Annotated in this window: 18 protein-coding genes; all 18 read left to right on the top strand. The window is 30.5% G+C overall.

From position 1 onward, the window contains the following. Positions 1-54: 54 nt before the first annotated feature. The 18 genes from L1S46_RS03160 to L1S46_RS03245 all read left to right on the top strand — a co-directional run bounded on the left by L1S46_RS03160 (position 55) and on the right by L1S46_RS03245 (position 19132). Entirely contained in the window at positions 55-1575 is a 1521-nt protein-coding gene (locus L1S46_RS03160) for a YifB family Mg chelatase-like AAA ATPase (protein WP_077305287.1), read from the top strand. Positions 1576-1597: 22 nt separating this feature from the next. Beyond that, positions 1598-2653, top strand: a complete 1056-nt coding sequence (dprA, locus tag L1S46_RS03165; protein ID WP_017210744.1) for a DNA-processing protein DprA — start codon at positions 1598-1600, stop codon at positions 2651-2653. 46 nt (positions 2654-2699) lie between these two features. After that, positions 2700-4793, top strand: a complete 2094-nt coding sequence (gene topA / locus L1S46_RS03170; protein WP_039772254.1) for a type I DNA topoisomerase — start codon at positions 2700-2702, stop codon at positions 4791-4793. A 208-nt stretch (positions 4794-5001) separates the two neighbouring features. Beyond that, positions 5002-5778: a GTP-sensing pleiotropic transcriptional regulator CodY gene (gene codY, locus L1S46_RS03175; protein WP_011968524.1), complete on the top strand. Its 777-nt coding sequence runs from the start codon at positions 5002-5004 to the stop codon at positions 5776-5778. A 540-nt stretch (positions 5779-6318) separates the two neighbouring features. Then, positions 6319-7020 (top strand): 30S ribosomal protein S2, encoded by a 702-nt coding sequence (gene rpsB, locus L1S46_RS03180; protein ID WP_011968525.1) that lies wholly within the window; start codon positions 6319-6321, stop codon positions 7018-7020. A 95-nt stretch (positions 7021-7115) separates the two neighbouring features. Further along, positions 7116-8033: a translation elongation factor Ts gene (tsf, locus tag L1S46_RS03185; protein ID WP_011968526.1), complete on the top strand. Its 918-nt coding sequence runs from the start codon at positions 7116-7118 to the stop codon at positions 8031-8033. Positions 8034-8141: 108 nt separating this feature from the next. Further along, entirely contained in the window at positions 8142-8864 is a 723-nt protein-coding gene (pyrH, locus tag L1S46_RS03190; protein WP_011968527.1) for a UMP kinase, read from the top strand. A gap of 231 nt (positions 8865-9095) precedes the next feature. Further along, entirely contained in the window at positions 9096-9653 is a 558-nt protein-coding gene (frr, locus tag L1S46_RS03195) for a ribosome recycling factor (protein WP_011968528.1), read from the top strand. 396 nt (positions 9654-10049) lie between these two features. Further along, positions 10050-10808, top strand: a complete 759-nt coding sequence (locus L1S46_RS03200) for an isoprenyl transferase (protein ID WP_238899204.1) — start codon at positions 10050-10052, stop codon at positions 10806-10808. 15 nt (positions 10809-10823) lie between these two features. Next, complete coding sequence (locus tag L1S46_RS03205) at positions 10824-11618, top strand: phosphatidate cytidylyltransferase (protein WP_023973317.1); 795 nt, start codon at positions 10824-10826, stop codon at positions 11616-11618. A gap of 140 nt (positions 11619-11758) precedes the next feature. Continuing rightward, positions 11759-12727 carry an AI-2E family transporter gene (locus L1S46_RS03210; RefSeq protein WP_238899205.1) on the top strand — a complete coding sequence of 323 codons (969 nt, stop codon included), beginning with the start codon at positions 11759-11761 and terminating at the stop codon, positions 12725-12727. Positions 12728-12851: 124 nt separating this feature from the next. Beyond that, a complete protein-coding gene (gene dxr / locus L1S46_RS03215; protein WP_238899206.1) occupies positions 12852-14015 on the top strand; it encodes a 1-deoxy-D-xylulose-5-phosphate reductoisomerase in 1164 nt (387 codons plus the stop codon). 17 nt (positions 14016-14032) lie between these two features. After that, entirely contained in the window at positions 14033-15043 is a 1011-nt protein-coding gene (rseP, locus tag L1S46_RS03220) for an RIP metalloprotease RseP (RefSeq protein WP_077305295.1), read from the top strand. Positions 15044-15379: 336 nt separating this feature from the next. Continuing rightward, positions 15380-16459, top strand: coding sequence for a flavodoxin-dependent (E)-4-hydroxy-3-methylbut-2-enyl-diphosphate synthase (ispG, locus tag L1S46_RS03225; RefSeq protein WP_238858618.1), 1080 nt, complete (start codon positions 15380-15382; stop codon positions 16457-16459). Positions 16460-16876: 417 nt separating this feature from the next. Then, on the top strand, positions 16877-17335 hold the full coding sequence (gene rimP / locus L1S46_RS03230; RefSeq protein WP_017210734.1) for a ribosome maturation factor RimP: 459 nt from the start codon (positions 16877-16879) through the stop codon (positions 17333-17335). Positions 17336-17351: 16 nt separating this feature from the next. Continuing rightward, the gene (gene nusA / locus L1S46_RS03235) at positions 17352-18548 is read left to right on the top strand and encodes a transcription termination factor NusA (protein WP_011968536.1); all 1197 of its coding nucleotides are present in this window, start codon (positions 17352-17354) and stop codon (positions 18546-18548) included. 13 nt (positions 18549-18561) lie between these two features. Next, positions 18562-18828, top strand: coding sequence for a YlxR family protein (locus L1S46_RS03240; protein WP_017210732.1), 267 nt, complete (start codon positions 18562-18564; stop codon positions 18826-18828). Continuing rightward, positions 18821-19132, top strand: coding sequence for a 50S ribosomal protein L7ae-like protein (locus L1S46_RS03245; protein WP_011968538.1), 312 nt, complete (start codon positions 18821-18823; stop codon positions 19130-19132). Before L1S46_RS03240 ends, L1S46_RS03245 begins: the two co-directional genes overlap by 8 nt. Positions 19133-19145 lie beyond the last annotated feature (13 nt).

Consider the following 19145-nt stretch of genomic DNA (forward strand, 5'->3'; position numbering starts at 1 on the left):
TTTTATGGAATTAATATTTGGATGTATGTCTATAATTTTTAGTAGGTGATTTATATGGCAGTAAAAATAATTAGTGCAACGCACAATGGATTAGAAGGTTTTTTGATAAAAGTAGAGGTAGATATATCTAAAGGCTTACCGGTATTTAATATTGTGGGCCTTCCAGACACTTCTGTAAAAGAAGCAAAAGAAAGAGTTAGAGCCGCAATATTAAACTGTGGATTTGAATTTCCATTAGGTAGAATTACTATTAATCTGGCCCCGGCGGATGTGAGAAAAATTGGATCTCTTTTAGATTTACCAATCGCGATTGGTATACTAATGGAATCAAATCAGATTTGCAGAAAGAATTTAGAAGATTATATTATATTCGGAGAATTATCTCTATTTGGTGAGCTTAAAGGGGTAAAGGGTACTATACCTATAATAATTGAAGGAGCAAGGAAGGAAATTAGAAAATTTATCTTTCCTTATGAAAACTTAGAAGAAAGTTATTATTTTAAGAATGTTGAATATTACCCATTAAAAAGTTTAAAAGAAGTAGTCTCGCACATTACATATGAAGATATGCTTCCTTATGAGATGGATGAAGATGGGAAAGATGAAGAAATATTAGATTCGCCAGATTACGGAGATATTATAGGACAGTATTCTTCTAAAAGAGCATTAGAGATTGCAGCAGCGGGAAAACACAATATAATTCTTTATGGAGAGCCAGGATGTGGTAAAACAATGCTTGCTAAAGCATTAATTTCAATTTTACCATCTTTATCTCAAGAGGAATTAATAGAAATTGCCAAAATATATAGTGCATGTGGTCTTATGACAAGGATTTCTCGTCTTAACAGACCTTTTAGAGCGCCACATCATACAACTACAAGAATAGCATTAATTGGCGGAGGAAAAGAAATAAGGCCAGGGGAAATAACTCTTGCACATAATGGTGTGCTATTTTTAGATGAAATTTTGGAGTTTAAGAAGGATGTTCTTGAATCTCTAAGAGAACCTCTTGAAGAAAAAAATGTGAATATTAATAGGCTAAGTGGAAGCTATCAAATGCCTGCTGATTTTTTACTAATTGGAGCTTTTAATCCAGTAGAAAACAATGATGATAAAGATTTTAATGATAGCAGATATTATTTAAATACTAAAATTACTAAATATTCTAAGAAATTTTCAAGTGCTTTGCTAGATAGAATTGATATATTAAATTATGTACCTAGACTCAATTATGATGAAATAGAAAACAAAAAAGATTCATACGATTCGAAAGCTATGAAAGAAAATGTACTTAGAGCTAGAGAGATACAAAAACTAAGATTTAAGGATACCATTTATAAATATAATTCAGATATAAAGGGAAAGGATATCTTTGAAATTTGCAGGGTTAGTAAGAAATGTTCGGAGCTTCTAAAAAAATATTATAACACATCAAGTGTATCATTAAGAGGATATGGAAAAGTGATAAAATTGGCAAGAACTATAGCAGATATAGATAATCAAAAGGATATTTTAGAGTTTCATATTCTAGAAGCTTTTAGTTATAGGAAAAATATTAATGGAGAAATTATATAGGTTTAGAAGGGAACGTGTATAAATGAATTATGAATTGTGGTTAATACTTATTGATATAACAAGTTTTCAAAAAATAAAATTAATAAATAAATATAAAACAGCAGAAAATGTATATAATAATTTTGAGGAGATATTAAAAGAAAATGAAACAATATCTAAAAAATTAAAAAATTTTCAAAAAGATGATTTATACTATGAAGTTTTAAAATTAGAAGAAACATTATATAAAAAAAATATAGGATATATAACATACTCTAATCCTTTATATAAAGAGAAATTGAGCGGGATTTTAAATCCTCCTTATTTCCTTTTTTATATTGGAAATATAGACATTATAAATAATAAATCTATAGGTGTAGTAGGGGCAAGAAAATGCTCAAATTATGGACTAACTGTAACAAAACTCTTGACAAAGGAGCTTATTACTAATAATATAACGCTTATAAGCGGAGGTGCAAGAGGAATTGATTCAATTGCACATAAAACAGCTTTAGAGAATGATGGATATAACATATGCGTATTAGGATGTGGAATAGATAGAGCTTATCCATCTGAAAATAAAATGTTGTTTTCTAAAATAGCAGAAAAAGGCGTAGTAATTTCAGAATTTTTACTTGGTACAGCGCCATTAAGAGAAAACTTTCCTAAAAGGAATAGAATAATTAGTGGTCTTAGTGATGGCGTAATAGTTATAGAAGCTTCAGAAAAAAGCGGATCTTTAATAACAGCTAGACTTGCGCAGCAGCAGGAGAAAAAAGTTATTGCTGTTCCAGGCTCTATATTATATGCTGGAGCGAGTGGCTCTAACAAACTGATTAGAGATGGTGCTAGTATATGTACTGATATAGAGGATTTAAGAGTTTTACTTAGTTTAGAACATATTGAAATTCAACCAATGAATTTTACACCAGAGAAAAGTGAAATACTAGAGTTAATTACAGATTCACCAATTCACATAGATGATATTTTTAAAAATACGTCTGTTGATAGAGGAGCTTTATACGCATTATTATTTGAAATGCAAATAAAAAGTGAAATTATTTGTCTACCGGGAAATTACTATGTGAAAACAATTTAAAAATGTGTAGGGGGTGAATACTTCATAAATTTTATGGAGTTATACTATGGGTCAAAAACTTGTAATTGTTGAGTCGCCGGCTAAAGCAAAAACAATCGGCAAATATTTGGGTAAGAATTATATTGTAGAAGCATCAATGGGACACGTAAGAGATTTACCTAAGAGTACATTAGGTGTTGATATAGAAAATAACTATACTCCTAAGTATATAACTATTAGAGGAAAAGGAGAATTAATAGATAAACTAAGAAAGGCTGCAAAAAAAGCAGAAAAGGTTTATCTCGCAACCGACCCCGATAGAGAAGGTGAAGCGATTTCGTGGCATTTAGCCAATATATTAAAAATTTCAGAGGATGAAACATGCAGAATTGTATTTAATGAGGTTACAAAGACAGCTGTAAAAGCCTCTATAAAACAAGCTAGAAAAATAGACTTGGATTTAGTTGATGCCCAACAAGCAAGAAGAATATTAGATAGACTTGTTGGTTATGAAATAAGTCCGATTTTATGGAAAAATGTAAAGTGGGGACTTAGTGCAGGAAGAGTACAATCAGCTGCTTTAAAATTGATTTGTGACAGAGAAAAGGAAATAAATGAATTTATACCAAAGGAATATTGGTCAATAGACTGTACACTTAAAAAAGAAAAAAAGAAATTTCCAGTTAGGCTATCAACATATAAAGGAAAGAAGATTGAGATTGGAAATGAAGAAACATCAAATGGAATTATAAAAGAGCTTAATAAGGGAAACTTTGTAGTAAAAAGTATAAAAAAAGGTAAGAAAAATAGAAATCCGCTTCCACCTTTTACAACAAGTACTCTTCAACAGGATGCAAATAGAAAATTAAATTTCATGACAAAAAGAACCATGTCGATTGCGCAAGTTCTTTATGAAGGTGTTGAAGTTAAAAATTATGGTACAGTCGGATTGATAACATACATGAGAACTGATTCGGTAAGAATTTCAGAAGAGGCTCAAGAAAGCGCAAAAGAATTTATAGAAGGTACTTATGGAAAAGAGTATCTTCCAGGTGCTCCTAGAGTATATAAAGGTAAGAAAAATATTCAGGATGCTCATGAAGCGATAAGACCTACTTATGTAGAGATTACACCTGAAATTGCTAAAGAAAATTTAAATCCAGAGCAATATAAATTGTATTCTCTAATATGGAATAGATTTGTTGCAAGTCAAATGGCGTCATGCGAATTAAATACACACTCAATAGATATAGAAAATGGAGACTATAAATTTAAAGCATCTGGTTCAGTAATCTCTTTTGATGGCTTTATGAAAATATATGAATACTCAAATGAAGAAGATGAGAATTCTGTAATATTACCAGAGCTTAAGGAAAATGAAGAGTTAAAAGTGGAATCACTAAATGGAACACAACATTTTACACAACCACAGCCAAGGTATACTGAAGCATCTTTTGTTAAATTATTAGAAGAAAAAGGTATAGGCAGACCTAGTACTTATGTTCCAACAATTTCAACTCTTCTAGGAAGGAATTATGTTATTCGTGAAAAGAAGAATCTAATTCCAACTGAACTTGGTGAAATAGTAAATAATATTGTAAGTGAATATTTTAGGCAAATAGTTGATGTTGATTTTACGGCAGATATGGAGAGAAAGCTTGATGATGTAGAAGAAGGATCTGAGAATTGGACTCAAATAGTAGAGGAATTTTTTAGTCCGCTAAAAGTTGCTATTGAAAAGGCTGAAAAAGAAATATCTAAAGTAGTAATTGAAGATAAGGTCAGCGATGTAAAATGTGAAAAATGCGGTCGTATGATGGTTATTAAAAGAGGAAGGTTTGGAGAATTTTTGGCATGTCCTGGATATCCGGAGTGTAAGAATGCTAAACCTATAGTTGAGGAATTAGATGTTCCATGTCCTGAATGTGGAAAACCAATTGTAGCTAAGAAGAGCAAAAAGGGAAAGAAATTCTTTGGATGCTTAGGTTACCCTGAATGTAAATTTGTAAGTTGGTATGAACCAGTAAAAGAAAAATGCCCTAATTGTAATTCCTATATGGTAGCAAAGTATTCGAAAACAAAAGGAAACTATATACAATGCTCAAATAGTGAGTGTAATTATAAAGAAGAAGTAAAAAAAGATAACTCAAAAGAAGAGTAGAAATAAATACGAAGAAAACAGCTTTATAAGTAAATAAGTGATATTATTTTGTCGAATCTAATAAAAAGAGTGTTGAAAAGCAAGATTTTATATGATAAACTAGTCTTGGTAGCAACTTGTAAAAAAATTCAATAAATTAAGAATTTTCTAACAATAATATTCTTTTGCTAAATAATATTGTTATACAGCTGCCAAGGAGGATTATAATATGTCATCATTATTAACTAAAACTAGAATGTTAAATAAGATTCTGCAGAAATCTGGTACAGAACCTGTAGCATTTCAAGATATATGTACATTATTAAGTGAAGTTCTTGAATGTAATGTGTACATAATAAGCAAAAAGGGGAAAGTACTTGGATATACTTTTGGTAAAGATTTTGAATGTGAAGCCATGAAGAAAAAAGTAATAGAGGATAAAAAATTTCCAGAAGATTATAATAAGACATTGTTGGAAGTTAATGAAACATTATCTAATCTCCCTAATGAAGGCAGATGTGTATTTCAAGAGATTGGTAAGTGCAAGAAGGTAGATAAGCTATCAACAATAGTTCCTATTATAGGAAGTAGAGAAAGACTAGGAACATTAATTTTAGCTAGATTCGGTAATCCATTTACTGATGAGGACTTAGTTATAGTAGAATATAGTGCAACGATTGTAGGTATGGAAATGCTTAGAGCTATGCAGGATGAAATAACAGAAGATACTAGAAAAAAAGCAGTAGTTCAGTTAGCTATAGGAACTCTTTCGTACTCAGAATTGGAAGCAGTTGAACATATTTTTGATGAGTTAAATGGAAATGAAGGACTTTTAGTGGCTTCAAAGATAGCGGATAAAGTTGGTATAACTAGAAGCGTTATAGTAAATGCACTTAGAAAATTTGAAAGCGCAGGAGTGATTGAATCAAGATCACTTGGAATGAAAGGTACTTATATTAGAATATTAAATGAAAAGCTAATAGATGAGTTAAAAAAGATTAAATAATAGATAGCTATAGACAAGTAATGGTCTATAGCTATTTTTTTATTCTTTTGGAATTTATAATTCGGTAAAATCTGTGAACAATTTTTGGGACGGGTAATTAACTAAGGGAGTATCTAAAAGAATGAAAAATAAATCGTATTCTCCGACTATATTTCTCTTAGATGTGTTCGAAAAGGTAGAAGCGTAAAAAACTCTTGCTTAACAGCTTCAGAGATTTTCTTCTAAAGAAAAGTAAAAAATAAATTTTGAAGCACAATAATACAAATAATAATATATAGTTTATTCCATTTGTGTATAAGATTTAACTATTTTGAGAAGACTTTAAGATGATTAATAAAATTTTATTAAATACAAATAATGTGCATATTTTTATTTATGCAAGTTAAATTGAAAAATTTTTGTTGATACCATAAATACCTTATGATATACTACTTAAGGTAAGAAATACACACACTATCCAATTTATAGATTTGGTGCCCTTATTTTAAGGGAAATTTATAAGATGAAGATAGTGGAGGTAAAAACCAAGGAGGTAACAAAATGTCAGTAATATCAATGAAACAATTATTAGAAGCAGGTGTACACTTCGGTCACCAAACAAGAAGATGGAATCCTAAAATGGCTCCATATATCTTCACAGAAAGAAACGGGATCTATATAATAGACCTTCAAAAAACAGTTAAGAAAGCTGAAGAAGCTTATAACTTCGTTAAGCAAGTAGCTGAAGAAGGAAAAGATATACTTTTCGTTGGAACTAAGAAACAAGCTCAAGAAGCAATACAAGAAGAAGCTATCAGAAGTAACATGCATTTCGTAAATAATAGATGGTTAGGTGGAATGTTAACAAACTTCTCAACTATCAGAGGTAGAATAAGAAAATTAGAACAAATTGAAAAAATGCAAGAAGATGGAACTTTTGACGTTCTTCCTAAGAAAGAAGTTATAAAGCTTAAAGGCGAAATGGAAAAACTTGAAAAGAATCTTGGTGGTATCAGAAACTTAGATGCATCAAACGTTGGAGCAATGTTTATAGTTGATCCAAGAAAAGAAAAAAATGCTATCTTAGAAGCTAAGATTTTAGGAATACCAGTTGTTGCTATTGTAGATACTAACTGTGATCCAGAAGAAGTTGACTACGTAATCCCAGGTAATGACGATGCTATTAGAGCTGTTAAATTAATAACTGCTAAAATGGCTGATGCTATTATGGAAGGAAGACAAGGCGAACAATTAGCTGAGTAGTTTATATAAACTTTAAAAGGGTAAGTGAGTTCACTCCAACTGCCCTTTTATTAGGTGTTAAGGATTACTTTCGATATAGAGGAGGAATTAAATTTATGGCAAATATAAGCGCACAATTAGTTAAAGAACTAAGAGAAATGACTGGAGCTAAAATGATGGATTGTAAGAAAGCTCTAGTTGAAACAGAAGGAAGTATTGAAAAGGCTGTTGAATTCTTAAGAGAAAAAGGACTTGCAGATGCAGCTAAGAAGTCAGGTAGAGTTGCTGCTGAAGGTATAGTTAAGACATATATTTCAGATGATAAGAAAACAGGAACAGTTCTTGAATTCAACTGTGAAACAGACTTTGTTGCATTAAACGAAGAATTTGTTGGTTTTGCTGATAAGTTAGCTAAAATGGTAGCTGAAACTTCAGTTAAAACAGTAGAAGAACTTCTTGAAGAAAAGTTTGATGGAGAAGCAACAGTAGCAGAAAGTTTAAAAGCTTTAATAGCAAAACTTGGTGAAAACATGTCAGTAAGAAGATTTACTAAATTCGCTATTGATAATGGAATAGTTAGTAGCTATATTCATGGTGGTGGAAGAATTGGAGTTTTAGTAGAAGTTTCTTGTGATAAGGCTTCAGAAGTTTTAGATGAAGTTGCAAAAGAAGTTTGTATGCAAATTGCAGCAGCAAACCCATTATTCTTAGGTAAAGATGATGTTGATGCAACATCTATGGAAAAAGAAAAAGAAATCTATAGAGTTCAAGCTTTAAATGAAGGAAAACCAGAAAATATCGTTGAAAAAATGGTAATGGGAAGAATTCAAAAGTACTTTAAAGAAGTTTGTCTTTTAGAACAACCATGGGTAAAAGATTCTGATAAGACAATCAATAAATTCTTAGAAGAGAAATCTAAAGAGGTTGGTTCTCCAGTTAAGATAACTAGATTCGTAAGATACGAAAGAGGAGAAGGAATCGAAGTTGAAAAGGTAGACTTTGCTGAAGAAGTTGCAAGACAAATCGGTAAATAGTTGGAACCTAAAGAGAACACTTTGTGTTCTCTTTTTTTAAGAAATAAAGTACATATACTTATTAAAAAGGTTTTATTGATCCCTAAAATATTCAGGAGGTAATTATAAATGGCAGATTGTAAATACAAGAGAGTAATTTTAAAGCTTTCAGGAGAAGCATTAGCAGGAGTTAATGGATTTGGGCTTGATTTTAGTGTAGCAAAAAGAATTGCGCTTGAAATTAAAGAATTAATTGATATGGGCGTTGAAGTAGGAACAGTAGTTGGTGGCGGAAACATTTGGAGAGGTAGAAGTGGAGAAGGCATGGACAGAACTACTGCAGATTACATGGGAATGATGGCAACTTGTATAAATGCATTAGCGCTACAAGATTCTTTAGAACAAGTTGGAGTTAAAACAAGAGTACAAACTGCTATAGAAATGAAGGAAATTGCAGAACCATTCATAAGAAGAAGAGCAATGAGACACTTAGAAAAAGGAAGAGTTGTTATATTTGCTGCTGGTACAGGAAATCCATATTTTTCAACAGATACTACTGCAGCACTTAGAGCTGCTGAAATTGAAGCGGATGTAATTCTTTTAGCTAAAAAGGTTGATGGAGTTTATGATAAAGACCCTCATAAGTATTCAGATGCAAAAAAATATGATACACTATCATATATAGAAGTATTAGAACAAGGATTACAAGTAATGGACTCTACAGCAACTTCATTGTGTATGGACAATGAAATTCCTATCCTTGTATTTGGGTTAGATGAGCCGGGAAATATTAGAAGAGCTATGTATGGAGAAAATATAGGTACATTAGTTGCAACACAACCAAGAAAATAATAGACCAGTATGCTTGTTTATTTTGTGCCATTGGAAGCTCAACTCACATGCGCTCGCTGAGTAAGCGATTCACACTAAATCATAGATTTGGGTTCTTCTCTGCTCATCAGTAAACTCTACTAATAGCATCGCTGTGAGCAGAATTTATTTCCGTGCCTGACGCGAAATATACGTAGCATCTTTGGTCTATTATTTCTTTTATGTGTTTAAAAAGAAATAGGAGGAAAAATCATGATTAAGGATATTATTCAAAATGCAGAAGAAAAAATGAAAAAAACAATATCTGTATTAAAATCAGATTTATCAACAATGAAAGCAGGAAGAGCGAACCCTACGATGCTTGATAGAATTCATGTTGAATATTATGGAAGCATGTGCCCACTTAGCCAAGTAGCTAATGTTTCAGCTCCAGAGCCAAGAGTACTTATGATAACACCGTGGGAAAAGCCTCTATTGAAAGAGATAGAAAAAGCTATATTGAAATCAGATTTAGGATTAAATCCTTCAAGTGATGGTTCAATCATCAGACTAGTAATACCAGAATTAACAGAAGAAACTAGAAAAACTCTTGTTAAAAATGTTAAGAAAACAGGAGAAGAAGCTAAAGTAGCTATAAGATCAATAAGAAAAACTGCTAATGATAAAATAAAAGCCTTGAAAAAGGATGAGGATTTATCAGAAGATCAAGTAAAGAAAGCTGAAGATGAGGTTCAAAAGAAGACTGATGCAGTTGTAAAGGAAATAGATTCTATAATCGCTGCAAAAGAAAAAGAAGTCTTATCGGTTTAAATTTTAAAGCCTGCTAGAAAAGCAGGTTTTTTCCTTAAGCAGATTTTAGAATTCAGAATTTAGTATATGAATAATTTATTCTTTGAACAAGCTGAAGAGTAAAAATCTAAATATATTATTTGGATTGGTTAATTTAGTTAACTCATTTTTAGATAAAAGATAAGTTGTAAAGTAAATTTTTCCTCGGGACAAGTGAGATATAGATTCAATATCTATAAGAGTAGAATATTTGTGAAATTGTTGAAAAGTAATACATATTATTACATTTTGTTTAAATGAGGATAATTAGTAAAGACTTTATTGTTGACTTCATATGAAAAAGGTTTAGTATTAATAATGTATATAAAGAATATATGCGGGTAGGTCAAGTTTTTCTAATAAACTAGGGGGAGAAAGATGTTAAATATATTTAAATCAAAAAAGGAATTTAATCAAGATTTTGACTTGGATATGAATAACATACCAAATCATATAGCTATAATAATGGATGGAAATGGACGATGGGCAAAAGAACAGAATTTACCTAGAAGTATGGGACATAAAGCAGGAGTAGAGACTATTAGAAGGATTTTAAAGGAAGCAACAAGGCTTGGAATAAAAAATCTGACTTTATATGCTTTTTCAACTGAAAATTGGGCTAGACCTAAAGATGAAGTAGGAACACTAATGAAGCTTTTAGTAACTTATCTAAAAAAGGAACTAAAAGAATGCCATGAGAATGGAGTTAGAATGAATGTTTTGGGAGATACTTCGAAATTACCCAAGGAATGCCAGAATGCATTAGAAGAAGCTTTAGAAACTACTCGAAATAATACAAAAATAAATTTGAATTTTGCACTAAATTATGGTGGTAGAAATGAAATTGTCAGAGCTATAAAACTTATTAATTCAGATATAAAGAATGGCAAATTAAACGAAGAAGATATTAATGAAGCTTTAGTAGAGAAGTATTTATATACAAAAAGGATACCTGACCCTGATTTAATTATTAGACCATCAGGGGAACAAAGGCTTAGTAACTTTTTATTATGGCAATGTGCTTACTCAGAATTTTGGTATTCTGATATTAATTGGCCTGATTTTAAAGAAAAAGATTTAAGAAAAGCTATAGCGGATTATCAAAATAGAGATAGGCGCTTTGGAAAAGTTAAATAGAGGAGTGGTTAGATTTTGAAGTCTAATAATAGATATTTGGGTGCTGCTATGATTGCTCCATTTATAGTATTTGTATTTCTTGGAGGAATTTATCTTAAGTGCTTTATATTCGCATTGTCAGCAATGGCTTTATGGGAATTTTACAATGCATTAAAAGAGAATGATTTAAAACCAATGAGAAGTGCGGGATATATCCTGTTGATAATATATTATCTTTTGAATAACAATTTCGAAAATATGATGTATGTTGTTGTTGCTGCAACGTTCATATTATTGATATTTCCGGTTATAAATTTGAAATATACTTTTATTGACACATCACTAACATTGCTTGGATTTATATATTGTGGAATTTTATTTAGTTTTGTGTATCTTGTTAATGTGAAAGCACATGGTGAATTTTTAGTTTGGATTATATTTATAGGGTCATGGCTTTCAGATACAGCTGCTTTTTACAGCGGAAAGCTTTTTGGAAAGCACAAACTTTCGCCTAAAGTGTCACCTAAGAAAACCATAGAAGGTTCAATAGGAGGACTTGTAGGAGCAACTGTTTTTACGGGTATATTTGGAATAGTAGTGCAAAGATATGTTAATATTATGCCAATATATAATTATTTTATTATCGGTATTTTATGCGGATTATTTGGACAATTAGGAGATTTGGTTGCATCCTCGATAAAAAGATATGTAGGAGTAAAAGATTATAGTAATCTAATTCCTGGTCATGGAGGAGTTCTAGATAGATTTGATAGTATAATTTTTGCAGCAGCAGCAGTGTTTTATTACTTAACTTTTATAATAAGAATTTAAAAAATAGAGAGAAATTAAGCGTTATATAGTATAACTTATATAAGGCTTAATTTTTTTTTATATAACTTAAGTTATGAAGTTTTTAACAAGAGATGATTGGCATATAATATACAAATATTAATAATTATTAAGTTAGTGAGGTGAAGAATATTTTTAAAACTTATAAGAAACTTTTCTCACTTTTATTGTCTTTCGTATTTGTATTAATAGGAACCTTTTTTATAAAATACTATTTTAAGCCGTTTTTATCCATGATTATAATAATTATAGTATGCGCTCCTATATACAAAATCATGATTAAGGCTAAAATGCCAAGTAAAATTGCAGGGGCTTTAAGTATTGTTACTGTCAATATTATTATAATACTTGTGACAATATATTTGGGAAGTGAAATTTTTTATATAATAAAAAAATTATACCTAACAAATTTAGAATGGATAGAGAAATTTATTCAAGATATTTCAGTTGCGCTAAATGTAAGTTTTAATAATTTGGAAATTGGAAAGAGCGTAATATCCATAATTAATGATCAGAATATAAGGAAGGGAGCAGTAAATACTGGAGATAGTGTTTTAGCTTACTTTATAGGAAACATATGTGCTTTCTTTATATTGATTGATAAGTCAAAAATTTTAGAACTAATTTCTATGTTACTTCCAAAGGAAATGATGATGAGATTTAGAGATCAAAAAGAAAATTTTACTCAAATGATTGGAATAGAAGGGATCTTAGTTATAATTTCAACTATGGAGATAATAATGGGATTTTGTATACTTGGAGTATCGAATTTTTTTGCCCTTGGTATAGTGTGTGGAATATTGGATATATTACCATATGTTGGAACTATAATTGTATTTATTCCGATTATAATATACAATATTATAATGAAGAATTTCCTTACTGCATTTGGTCTTATATGTCTATATATACTAGTGCAAGTTATTAGGGAAATACTAGAGGCTAAATTTTTAGGCGACAAATTAGATATGCATCCTCTTGTTATATTGTTATCTATATACATAGGAGTAAAAATATTTGGTGTTTTAGGTATATTAATTGGCCCAATGTATAGCATTCTAGCAAAAGAAATAATTTATAGTACTGAGTGATTATGAAGAATAAGGAATTTTAGTTTGATTTAAATAATTTATTTAAAGTTAATTAAGAGATTTTTAATCTTCGAATTAAACCTTGAGCAGTACTGATTAAGATTTGCTTTTAGGAGGAAAAAGAATGAAAAACATTTCTATACTAGGGGCTACAGGTTCGATAGGATCTCAGACCTTAGATGTAATAAGAAAATCAAATGGAGAACTAAAGCTTATAGGAGTAACGGCGAACACATCTGTAAAAAAAGTTATTGAGATAATTGAAGAGTTCAAACCTTCTTATGTAGGTATGATGGATGCTGTAAGTGCTCACGAAATAAAAAAGTATTGTGAAGAGCATAATAAAAAGATTGAAGTATTGGAAGGGATAGAAGGACTTGATAAGATAGCATCTTTAGATGAAATTGATATGGTAGTAACTTCTGTAGTTGGAATGATAGGATTAGAGCCGACTATGAAAGCTATAGAGGCAAAAAAAGACATTGCTCTTGCCAATAAGGAAACTTTGGTTGTAGCAGGCGAAATTGTGATGAAAGCTGCCAAAGAGAACAATGTAAAAATATTTCCAGTCGATTCGGAACACAGTGCTATATTTCAATGCTTAAGGGGGAATGATATAAATACTTTGAGAAAAATAATTTTAACTGCTTCAGGAGGACCTTTTAGAGGAAGAACTTTAGAAAGTCTTGAAGATATAAAGGTGGAAGATGCACTGAAACATCCAAAATGGAATATGGGGAGAAAAATTTCCATAGATTCTGCGACACTTATGAATAAAGGACTTGAAGTGATAGAAGCACATTGGCTTTTTAACTGTGATTATGATAATATACAGGTCGTAGTTCATCCACAAAGTATTGTGCATTCGATGGTAGAATATAATGATGGAAGTATAGTTGCACAACTTGGAGCACAGGATATGAGATTACCAATACAATATGCTCTACTTTACGAAAATAGGGAAAAGCGTATTGCAGATACAATAGATTTTTATGAAATATCTCAATTAACGTTTGAAAAACCTGATATAGATACTTTTAAAGCTTTAAATTTAGCGTTTAAAGCTGGAAAAGCGGGTGGACTTATGCCAACTATTTTAAATGGAGCAAATGAAGCAGCGGTAGAGTTGTTTCTAGATAGAAAGATAAAATTCTTACAAATAGCTGACATAATAGAAAGATGCATGGAAGTATTTAAAACGCAGGTAAACAAAGAATTAAGCCTAGAAAACATTATTGAGTTAGATAAAGAAGTCAAGGAATATGTAATAAAAAATGCGGTACTTTAAGGAGGGAAAAATTTAATATGTATATAATTTTGGCTATATTAGCATTTGGAGTTTTGATAATAGTTCACGAGCTTGGACATTTTACATTAGCTAAACTTAATGGGGTAAGAGTAGAAGAATTTTCAATTGGAATGGGACCGAAAATTTTTTCTAACCAAGGAAAAGAAACACAATATTCTTTGAGATTATTTCCAATAGGTGGATATGTAAAAATGATGGGAGAGGAAGAAAGTGTTGAAGACGAAAGAAGTTTTTCAGCAAAATCTCCATTAAGAAGAATAAGCATAATAATTGCTGGTGTATTTATGAATTATGTATTAGCGATAGTTATTTTTACTTTCTTTATACATGCGTTTGGGTACACAAATAAGATTCCGACTGGCGTTACTCCAGATTCACCAGCTTCAGAAGCAGGGATTTTACCGGGAGATAAAATCGTGAAAGTAAATGGAATGAGAGCTTTCTCATACGATAATATTTCGGCTGGAATAGTATTAGCAAATGGAAAGCCAGTAGATATTTCTATTGAAAGAAATGGAGAAAAGAAGGACTTTACAGTAACACCAACGAAGAATGAACAAGGGCAATTGTTAATAGGACTTAATTTTGAAAGAGTTCAAAATCCAGGATATTCAGAGAGTTTTAAGCAGAGTTTTAATCAGACAGCTTCGTTAGTTTCTCAAACTTTTAAAGGTTTAGAGATGATATTTACAGGTAAGGCTAATCTAAAAACTGATGTAGGTGGTCCACTTACAATAGTTAAGATTTCGGCAGAAACTGCTAAAGCTGGAATTTGGCCGCTACTTTACTTTACTGCTTTTTTAAGTGTTAATTTAGCTGTTTTTAATCTTTTACCTTTCCCAGCTTTAGATGGAGGCTGGTGTGTGATATTACTTATAGAGTTAATAACTAGAAGAAAGGTTCCAGATAAAATAGTTGGAGTTTTAAATTATATAGGATTTGCTGCACTTATAGGATTGATGATATTAGTAACAATAAAAGATATATTGTTTCCTGTAAAGTTCTAGGAATAAAAAATGATTTTATAACTATAAAAAACTTGCATTCAGATTTGAAGTGATTCTTATATGAATGCAAGTTTGCTAAGTTTAATGTATTAAACTTACTATACATAATTTTAATAATGTACAATTTATAAGAATTATAAGACAAATATTTAAAAAAATAGTATTAGAAATATTTTTTTAAAAGAAAAATGTACAAAAATATATAAGCTACAATGCACAATTCACAATTACGGCTAAAATTCTTGCGATATTTTTAGAATTATTATGAAGAATTATTTTTGCAATATATATAATGTTTATATTTTAGATTAATTATAATTAGAGGAGATACATTGTATGGAAAGAAGAAAATCTAGAAAAGTCAAAGTTGGAAATGTATTTGTTGGAGGGGACTCACCTGTCACAGTACAATCAATGACAAATACTCGCACTAAAGATGTAGAAAGTACTTTGAATCAAATAGAAAAGCTATATAGTGCTGGATGTGATATCATAAGATGCGCAGTTTTGGATATGGAAGATGCAGAAAGTCTAGGGGAAATTACAAAAAGATCTCCAATACCAGTAGTTGCAGATATACATTTTGATTATAAATTAGCGCTAAAAGCAATAGAAAATGGTGTTTCAGCTCTTAGAATAAATCCTGGTAATATAGGAAGTGTAGATAGAATAAAAATACTTAAAGAGGCTTGTAGTGAGAAAAAGATACCAATAAGAATTGGTGTTAATTCTGGATCTCTAGAAAAAGATATTCTAGAAAAGTATGGCATGCCAACGGCAGAGGGGTTGGTTGAAAGTGCTTTAAGACATGTTAAAATTTTAGAGGATTTAGACTTTCACGATATTGTGATATCTATAAAATCATCTAGTGTACAAATGATGATAGAATGTTATAGATTGATAGCAGAAAAATGTGACTACCCTCTTCATTTAGGAGTGACAGAAGCTGGAACTATTCAAAGAGGTACAATTAAATCAAGTATAGGAATAGGGACACTTCTTGCAGAAGGAATTGGTGATACAATAAGAGTATCATTAACCACTGATCCAATTGAAGAGATAAAGGTTGGTATTGAAATTTTAAAAGCTTTGGGATTAAGGAAAAAAGGCGTTGAATTCGTATCTTGTCCTACTTGTGGCAGAACACAAATAAACTTGATAAAAATTGCAGAAGAAGTTGAAAAAAGGCTTGAAAATTATAAAAAAGATATTAAAGTTGCTGTTATGGGATGCGTTGTAAATGGGCCTGGAGAGGCTAGAGAATCTGATATTGGGATTGCTGGGGGAAAAGGAGAAGGAATAATTTTTAAAAAAGGCGAAATCATAAAGAAAGTAAAGGAAGAAGATCTTATTGATGCCCTAATGGAAGAAATAGAAAAATTATGCACATATGAAGAAGGTGCGGAGCACAATTAAGAACAACTCACAGATGAAAAAGGCACGAAATGCAATTAGAAACAACTCACAGATGAAAAAAAGCACGAAATTAAATTAAGGATCTTTTCACATATTAAAGAATCATTGAGTTAAGTATATATAATAATGAATATGTCTATAAAATGCATTTTAAAATTGTGAATTATGAACTATGCATTAAAATATTGAGCAGATATTTAAAATTTGGGAATATCCCTTGTAAAGTTAATTTGTTTATGATATCATATAAGAAGATTTATTTCTAATAGCTAGAAAAAAGGAGTGGGAAGTTACCCGCTCTTTCTGTTTGTAACGCAACTAACTTAAGATAGTTGCGTTTTTGATTACAAATTTTAAAAATGCATAAGATATATCTATCTTATGTGTTTTTAAAAGATGAAAGTGAGGGTTAGAAAAATGAAAAAAGATGTATTGATTGAAAGAATTGAAGAATTAGTAAGACCTATTGTTTCAGAATTGTCATGTGAATTATATTATGTAGAATATGTTAAGGAAAACGGTGAGTTTTACTTAAGAATATATATAGATAAAGAAGGCAGAGTATCATTAAATGATTGTGAAGCGGTTTCAAGAAGAGTTAGTGAGGTTCTAGATGTGGAAGACCCAATTAAAGAAGCATATTATCTAGAAGTTTCTTCGCCAGGTCTTAATAGGGGATTATATAAAGAAGAGCATTTTAAAAAGTACATAGGAAGCGAAGTGCTAATTAGGCTTACTAGTTCACTAAATGGAGTGAAAAGTGTAAAAGGAGTATTAAGAGATGTCTCAGAAGATTCTATATTAGTAGAAGGCGAGACAGAAATTAAAATACCAAGAGATAAAATTAAGGCAGCAAATTTAGAAGGGGAAATATAACGAGGAGGGTATAAAAATGAATGAAGAGTTTGTAGGTGCTCTTAAAGAATTAGTTAAGGAAAAGGGGATTTGTGAAGATTTACTTTTTACAACTATTCAAGACGCGATGGTTGCAGCATATAAGAAAAATTATGCCAATGCCAATACAAATGCACAAAACGTGAAAGTTAATATCGATAGAGAAACAGGAGAAATACATGTATATGCTCAAAAGACAGTAGTTGATGAGGTATATGATGATGTAACAGAAATTTCATTAGAAGAAGCTAAAGAATTAAATCCTAAAAGTGAAGTTGATGATATTATAAGTTTAGAAGTAACTCCTAAAAATTTCGGAAGAGTTGCAGCACAACTTGCTAAGCAGGTTGTTACTCAAAGAATTAAGGAAGCTGAAAGAACTATAATATATGATGAATACAAAGAAAAAGAATTTGATATAATTACAGGAACTATATTAAGAAAAGATAAAGGTATTGTTTTTGTAAATTTGGGAAAATTGGAAGGTATAATAGGACCTAATGAACAAATTCCAAATGAGGAATATAAATTCAACGAAAAGTTAAAACTATATATAGTTGAAGTTAAAAATGGTAATAAAGGACCTCAAATACATGTATCAAGAACACATCCTGGATTAGTTAAAAGACTATTTGAACTTGAAGTTCCAGAAATATTTGAAGGCGTAGTTGAAATTAAAAGTATTTCAAGAGAAGCAGGTTCAAGAAGTAAAATAGCTGTATACTCTAACGATGAAGAAGTAGATCCAATGGGCGCTTGTGTAGGACCAAAAGGAGTAAGAGTACAAAGTATAGTTAATGAACTTAAGAATGAAAAAATAGATATAATAAAATGGAGCAAAAATCCAGAAGAATTTATAGCTAATTCTTTAAGTCCTGCAAAGGTGCTAAGTGTAGCGGTTGATGAAAATAATAAATCTGCAAAGGTTGTTGTTGATGATAATCAGTTATCGCTTGCAATAGGTAAAGAAGGCCAAAATGTAAGACTTGCGGCTAAACTTACAAATTGGAAGATAGATATAAAGAGTAAATCTCAAAAAGAAGCGCAAGATGAAGAAGATGAAAGAATTCTAAATACTGAAGTAGAAATTGAAAATGAACAAACTACAGATTTAAATGAATTAGAAATTTTTGATGATATTGAAGTCGATGATTCAATAGATGAAGAAACTTCAATGGAAGAAATACAAGAATAGAGGGGTGCTTTTCATGAAGGTTAAGAAAATTCCTTTAAGAATGTGCACTGGTTGCATGGAAATGAAACCCAAAAAAGAATTAATAAGAGTAGTTAAAACTCCAGAAGGCGAAGTGTGTGTTGATCTGACTGGTAAAAAATCAGGAAGAGGCGCATACATTTGTAAGAACACAGAGTGCTTAGAAAAAGCATTTAAAGCAAAAAGACTTAGTAGAAATTTAGAAATTCCTATAAGTGAAGAAATTTATAATAAACTAAAGGATGAAGTAAATAATGAATAAGTTTTTTAACTTTCTAAGTATGGCAAAGAAGTCAGGAAACTTGCTTGAAGGATATAGCAAGTGTGATGACTATAGAAATAATACTAAAATTTATCTTTTTATCATATCTAATGATTTATCAGATAAATCTAAAGATAAATTTAAAAAGCATTGTAATGAAAAAAATATACCATATATTGAAGACTTCTCAAAAGAACAACTAGGACCTCCAATTGGACGTAAAGAAATTATGTTGCTGGGAATTCTAGATAACGATATAGCAAAAAGACTGTTAGCGTTATATGAGGAGGAAAAAAATATATGAGTAGATAATAATA

This window comes from Clostridium sp. YIM B02500 (assembly GCF_022324665.1).
Lineage (GTDB): Bacteria > Bacillota > Clostridia > Clostridiales > Clostridiaceae > Clostridium > Clostridium beijerinckii.

What these genes read in the sequence shown, in the direction of transcription:
- L1S46_RS03160 (WP_077305287.1), top strand. Translation starts at nt 55, where the DNA reads ATGGCAGTAAAAATAATTAGTGCAACGCACAATGGATTAGAAGGTTTT.
- dprA (WP_017210744.1), top strand. Translation starts at nt 1,598, where the DNA reads ATGAATTATGAATTGTGGTTAATACTTATTGATATAACAAGTTTTCAA.
- topA (WP_039772254.1), top strand. Translation starts at nt 2,700, where the DNA reads ATGGGTCAAAAACTTGTAATTGTTGAGTCGCCGGCTAAAGCAAAAACA.
- codY (WP_011968524.1), top strand. Translation starts at nt 5,002, where the DNA reads ATGTCATCATTATTAACTAAAACTAGAATGTTAAATAAGATTCTGCAG.
- rpsB (WP_011968525.1), top strand. Translation starts at nt 6,319, where the DNA reads ATGTCAGTAATATCAATGAAACAATTATTAGAAGCAGGTGTACACTTC.
- tsf (WP_011968526.1), top strand. Translation starts at nt 7,116, where the DNA reads ATGGCAAATATAAGCGCACAATTAGTTAAAGAACTAAGAGAAATGACT.
- pyrH (WP_011968527.1), top strand. Translation starts at nt 8,142, where the DNA reads ATGGCAGATTGTAAATACAAGAGAGTAATTTTAAAGCTTTCAGGAGAA.
- frr (WP_011968528.1), top strand. Translation starts at nt 9,096, where the DNA reads ATGATTAAGGATATTATTCAAAATGCAGAAGAAAAAATGAAAAAAACA.
- L1S46_RS03200 (WP_238899204.1), top strand. Translation starts at nt 10,050, where the DNA reads ATGTTAAATATATTTAAATCAAAAAAGGAATTTAATCAAGATTTTGAC.
- dxr (WP_238899206.1), top strand. Translation starts at nt 12,852, where the DNA reads ATGAAAAACATTTCTATACTAGGGGCTACAGGTTCGATAGGATCTCAG.
- rseP (WP_077305295.1), top strand. Translation starts at nt 14,033, where the DNA reads ATGTATATAATTTTGGCTATATTAGCATTTGGAGTTTTGATAATAGTT.
- ispG (WP_238858618.1), top strand. Translation starts at nt 15,380, where the DNA reads ATGGAAAGAAGAAAATCTAGAAAAGTCAAAGTTGGAAATGTATTTGTT.
- rimP (WP_017210734.1), top strand. Translation starts at nt 16,877, where the DNA reads ATGAAAAAAGATGTATTGATTGAAAGAATTGAAGAATTAGTAAGACCT.
- nusA (WP_011968536.1), top strand. Translation starts at nt 17,352, where the DNA reads ATGAATGAAGAGTTTGTAGGTGCTCTTAAAGAATTAGTTAAGGAAAAG.
- L1S46_RS03240 (WP_017210732.1), top strand. Translation starts at nt 18,562, where the DNA reads ATGAAGGTTAAGAAAATTCCTTTAAGAATGTGCACTGGTTGCATGGAA.
- L1S46_RS03245 (WP_011968538.1), top strand. Translation starts at nt 18,821, where the DNA reads ATGAATAAGTTTTTTAACTTTCTAAGTATGGCAAAGAAGTCAGGAAAC.